Source organism: Mycobacterium sp. TH-M82 (genome assembly GCF_057473605.1).
Genome location: NZ_JBYCKY010000848.1, coordinates 1 through 4,748, shown reverse-complemented (window position 1 = coordinate 4,748; position 4,748 = coordinate 1). Strand labels below are relative to the sequence as shown.

The 4,748-nt window shown below is 70.1% G+C and carries 6 protein-coding genes and 1 pseudogene; 4 read left to right on the top strand and 3 right to left on the bottom strand.

Annotation, left to right across the window (positions count from 1 at the left end):
* Both AC2VON_RS24605 and glnX read right to left on the bottom strand, forming a co-directional pair.
* On the bottom strand, positions 1-557 hold a 557-nt coding region (locus AC2VON_RS24605), incomplete at its 3' end, for a transporter substrate-binding domain-containing protein (protein ID WP_486955179.1).
* A 10-nt stretch (positions 558-567) separates the two neighbouring features.
* A complete protein-coding gene (gene glnX / locus AC2VON_RS24600; protein ID WP_486955178.1) occupies positions 568-1,887 on the bottom strand; it encodes a protein kinase G-activating protein GlnX in 1,320 nt (439 codons plus the stop codon).
* 104 nt (positions 1,888-1,991) lie between these two features.
* On the opposite strand from glnX, the gene AC2VON_RS24595 reads away from it, so the two are divergent.
* Positions 1,992-2,561 (top strand): NUDIX hydrolase, encoded by a 570-nt coding sequence (locus tag AC2VON_RS24595; protein WP_486955177.1) that lies wholly within the window; start codon positions 1,992-1,994, stop codon positions 2,559-2,561.
* Here AC2VON_RS24595 and thiE read toward each other — a convergent pair.
* Positions 2,494-3,213: a thiamine phosphate synthase gene (gene thiE, locus AC2VON_RS24590; protein ID WP_486955176.1), complete on the bottom strand. Its 720-nt coding sequence runs from the start codon at positions 3,211-3,213 to the stop codon at positions 2,494-2,496. The genes AC2VON_RS24595 and thiE overlap by 68 nt on opposite strands.
* A 26-nt stretch (positions 3,214-3,239) precedes the next feature.
* Here thiE and thiO point away from each other — a divergent pair, with 26 nt between their 5' ends.
* From thiO to thiG, 3 genes and pseudogenes are all read left to right on the top strand, one after another.
* Positions 3,240-4,259 (top strand): glycine oxidase ThiO, encoded by a 1,020-nt coding sequence (thiO, locus tag AC2VON_RS24585; RefSeq protein WP_486955175.1) that lies wholly within the window; start codon positions 3,240-3,242, stop codon positions 4,257-4,259.
* Positions 4,256-4,453, top strand: a complete 198-nt coding sequence (thiS, locus tag AC2VON_RS24580) for a sulfur carrier protein ThiS (protein ID WP_486955174.1) — start codon at positions 4,256-4,258, stop codon at positions 4,451-4,453. Before thiO ends, thiS begins: the two co-directional genes overlap by 4 nt.
* Positions 4,446-4,748, top strand: a pseudogene (thiG, locus tag AC2VON_RS24575) (thiazole synthase); the annotation flags it as partial. The gene thiS and the pseudogene thiG, both read left to right, overlap by 8 nt.

The window sequence follows — 4,748 nt, the reverse complement described above, 5'->3', positions numbered from 1 at the left end:
CGTTGCGTGCTGGTGAGGTACACCGTGGAGAAGTTCACCAGCTTGCGCCGGTGACAGGTGATGCTCATGGTCTTGACCACGATATCGACCTGCGATTTCTGCAGGGCTTTGATGCGTTGCGCCGACGACAGGATCCGATACTCGACCCGTGACGGGGTGCCGAAGATGTCGCGCGCCACCTCGCCGGCGATGTCGACGTCGAACCCGGTGATCTCACCGGTGATCGGGTCGCGGAAGCTGAACAGGTTGCTGCCGATGTCCAACCCGACGATCAGCCGGCCCCGGTCGCGGATGCCGGCCACAGCGGCGTCTGCCGCAGCCCTGTTGGTGTACGGGCGCAGGCTGGCGGTGCGGTCACAGTCATTCGCCTCCGGGTCGGGGGGGCGTGGCGGTTCCGGCGGGAGCTCGGCCATTCCGGCCGGGGTGGGTGGGGGCAGTGTCGGAGCCGCTGTCGTCGTCAGGAACTCCGGCCGGCCACATCCGGCTGAGCCGGCCAAGCCGGCGAGCACGATCACCGCGCCGAGCGCGGTGCGCAGGAACCGGGGACAGCGGACCATCATGTACACATCATTTGTACTCGTTCAGCCGCGGCCACAACCCCAGCGCCACCGCGACCGCGGCGCCCACGCTGAGCACCGCACCGCCGACCGGGGCCACCGACAGCACCCGAAGCGCGTTGAGGATGTCGTTGCGCAGTTGGTTGCGGCTTTGCTGCATGGCCTTTCCCAGTGCGTCGTCGAGCCGGTCGAAAGCGGGCGTGGAGTCGCCGGCGCCGCTGCCCAGCGCCACCTCGGTGGCGGCTTGATAGTTGCCGACCACGATGTAGGAGTTGATCCGGTCGTCGGCCTTGCGCCACTGGGCCAACAACTGGCCGGCGTCGGCCAAGTCGGCCTTGTCGACGGCATTGGCACGGGACAGGTACTCGGCCAGCAGCCGTTGCATGGAGTCGATGCGTTGATAGAAAGTGTGTTTGCGAATCCCTTCGTCACCGCGTCGGATCAGCGACAGTGTTTCGTCGGCACGCGCCTGCTGGGCGGTGATCGCCAGGTTGGTCACGGCCTTAAGGGAGTCGGCCGCGGTGTCTTTGGCTGCTCGGCTGCCGCTGGTGGAGATCACCAGCACGGTACCGACCCAGATCACCATCAGCGCAATCGCCAGCCCGCCCGCGACCAACCCGGGGTTGATTCGCCGGCGGGTGCGCCGGGACAACCAGCGGTGCGCGAAAGCGCCGAACAGCACGGTAGTCACGACGACGACGATCACCGGGGCGGGCACCTGGGTCGACGCGGTGGTTTCGGTGTCCACCCGCTCCGAAGTCGCCTGGTAGAGTTGCTGGGCATCCGGCAGGATGGTGCGCTGCATCAGCGCCGAGGCCTCCGAAAGGTACGACGACCCGACCGGGTTACCCGCCCTGTTGTTGGTGCGCGCGATCTCGATCAGGCCGGTGTAAATGGCAAGCTCGGCGTTGATCCGCCCCAGCAGTTGCACCAATGGCTCGTCGGTGAGCCCGCTGGACGCCTGCGTCACCGCGACCGCGGCGTCGGTGATGGCCTGCTCATAGCGGGCTCGAACGGCGTGGGGTTCGGACTGGGCGATGAACGCGGTGGCCGCCGCGGCGTCGGCGATCGACAGGGTGGTGGAGAGCTGCCCGGCGGCGTATGCCAGCGGCTCGGTGTGGTTGAGCACGGTGGCCAGCGTGTCCTGCCGGTCGTTGATCGTGGTCGCGGTCGCGAACGCGCTAGCTCCGCCGAGGATGGCCAGGATGACGCCGATGGTCAGGATTCGCCCGGGAGTGGTGGTGACGAACCACCGGCGTGGGCGGGCGAATTCGGTTGGCGCCCGCGTCCCCGGTGGCTCCGTTGACGGATGCGCCAACTCAACGGTCATGTCTGTTCAGACTCCATCATGCGGTCGGTCGTTTCACCAACTGTATAAGCGAAGTCTAAGAGCTTGCGTGATGCGGCACGGAGCGTCCAGCTTATCCTGAACGCGTGCGCGGTGACGGTGACGGATGGGCGTTCTCCGATGCCGGTGTTCGCTACTGGGGCCGGCACGGCGCGGCGGGGATCCTGTTGCGGGCGTCGCAACTCGACGGCACCCCGTTGGTGTTGCTGCAGCACCGTGCCTGGTGGAGCCATCAGGGCGACACCTGGGCGTTGCCGGGCGGCGCCCGGGACAGCCACGAGACCGCCGAGCAGGCCGCGGTCCGCGAAGTCCACGAGGAAGCCGGCCTGTCGGCCGAGCAGATCGCCATCCGGGCCACTGTGATCACCGCGATCACTCCCACCGCCGGCGGCACCGACTGGACCTACACCACGGTGGTCGCCGACCTAGTCGACACCGCCGATACCGCCGGCACCACCGGCACCGCCGAGTTGCTGCACCTCGCACCCAACGGGGAGAGCACCGAGCTGCGCTGGGTCGGCGAGGACGAGGTGGCCGGGCTGCGGTTGCATCCCGGGTTCGCTGCCAGCTGGCCGCGGCTGCGCCGCCTCAGTTCGCTGCTGCAAGCACCGAACGGAGCGCAGCGGCCGCGGCCCGCGGATCCTCGGCGGTGGTGATCGCGCGCACCACCACCACCCGGCGGGCGCCGGCGGCCAGCACCTGCGGCAGTCGTCGTGCGTCGATACCACCGATCGCGAACCACGGCTTGCCGCCGGCTAGCGCGGCCATATCGGCCGCCGTGCGCAGCAGGTCCAGGCCGGGTGCGGGCCGGCCGGGTTTGGTGGGGGTGGGCCAACACGGACCCGCGCAGAAGTAGTCGGCGGGCCCGGAGGCGGCGCCGGCCACCTGGTCGCGGTCATGGGCCGAGCAACCGATCAAGGGGCCGGGCCCGAGGATATCCCGGGCCGCGGGCAGTGGCAGATCGCGCTGACCCAGGTGCAGCACGTCGGCGCCGGCGGTGCGGGCGATGTCGGCGCGGTCGTTGACCGCCAGCAGCGCACCGTGCCGGCGGGCCGCCCCGGCGAGGATCTCCAGCGCGGTCAGCTCGTCGCGAGCCTCCAGCGGGCCGAATCGGTGCTCGCCGGCCGAGCCTTTGTCGCGCAGCTGGATGATGTCGACACCGCCGGCCAGTGCCGCATCGGCGAACTCCGCCAGGTCACCGCGTTCCCGGCGGGCGTCGGTGCACAGATAAAGCAGTGTCCGAGCCAGCCGGGCGAGACGGGCTTCGTGCACACCGCGACGGTAGCGGCTAGCGTGGTTGGCTGGCATGGGAGGTTAGCGTCAGGGAGCAGAAAATGCCCGAACCCTCGCTGGGATCGCTGGCCGTCATCGGCGGTGGGGTCATCGGGTTGTCGGTGGCACGCCGGGCGGCCCGCGCGGGGTGGGCGGTGCGGGTGCACCGCACCGGCGAGCACGGCGCTTCCTGGGTGGCCGCCGGCATGCTGGCGCCGCACAGCGAAGGCTGGCCTGGTGAGGATCGGCTGCTCCGGCTGGGTCTGCGGTCGCTGCAGTGCTGGCACGACTTCCTGGACGGGTTGCCGCCACAGGTGGTCACCGCCCGCGAGTCGCTGGTGGTGGCCGTCGACCGAGCCGATGTCGCCGATCTGCGCACGGTCGCCGATTGGCTGTCGGCGCAGGGGCATCCGGTGGTCTGGGAGCCCGCGGCTCGGGATATCGAGCCGTTGCTGGCCGCCGGTGTCCGGCACGGCTTTCGCGCCCCCACCGAACTTGCGGTGGACAACCGCGCGGTGCTCACCGCGCTGGCCGCGGCCTGCGAGCAGCTCGGGGTGAGGTGGGCCGGCCCGGTGGCCGATCCGACAGCTGTGGCCGCGTTGGACGCTGACGCGGTGGTGATCGCCAACGGTATCGACGCCCCGACGCTGTGGCCGGGCCTGCCGATCCGTCCGGTGAAGGGTGAGGTGCTGCGGCTGCGCTGGCGCAAGGGCTGCATGCCGGTACCGCAACGGGTGATTCGAGCCCGGGTGCACGGTCGGCAGGTATACCTGGTGCCGCGCCCCGACGGGGTTGTGGTCGGCGCCACCCAGTATGAGCACGGCCGCGACACCGCCCCGACGGTGTCGGGCGTGCGTGACCTGCTCGACGACGCCTGCGCCCTGGCGCCGGCGCTCGGCGAGTACGAGCTCGCCGAGTGCGCCGCTGGCCTGCGCCCGACGACACCGGACAACCTGCCGCTGGTGCAGCGCCTGGACCCGCACACCCTGGTCGCCGCCGGCCACGGCCGCAACGGCTTCCTGTTGGCGCCGCTGGCCGCCGAACAGATTGTGTCCGAACTACTTCCGGTTGGAGTGCGATGATCGTTCTTGTCAACGACGAGCAAGTCCACGTCGACGAGGTGACCACCGTCGCCGCGCTGCTGGCGTCGATGGGCTACCCCGATCGCGGAATCGCGGTGGCGATGGACCAGGAGGTACTGCCGCGATCAGGTTGGCAAACAACGCTTTCCGACGGCGTGCGGCTCGAGGTGGTGACGGCGGTGCAAGGTGGCTGACGGTAACGAGAGCAAGCTGACCATCGCCGGGCGCAGCTTCACGTCCCGGTTGATCATGGGCACCGGGGGTGCGCAGAGCCTGGCGGTGCTGGAGGAGGCGCTGGTGGCGTCGGGCACCGAGCTGACCACGGTCGCGATGCGCCGCGTCGACGCCGAGGGCGGCACTGGGATGCTGGACCTGTTGTCGCGGCTCGATATCACACCGCTACCCAACACCGCGGGCTGCCGCAGCGCCGCCGAGGCGGTGCTGACCGCGCAGCTGGCCCGGGAGGCGCTGGGCACCGAGTGGGTCAAG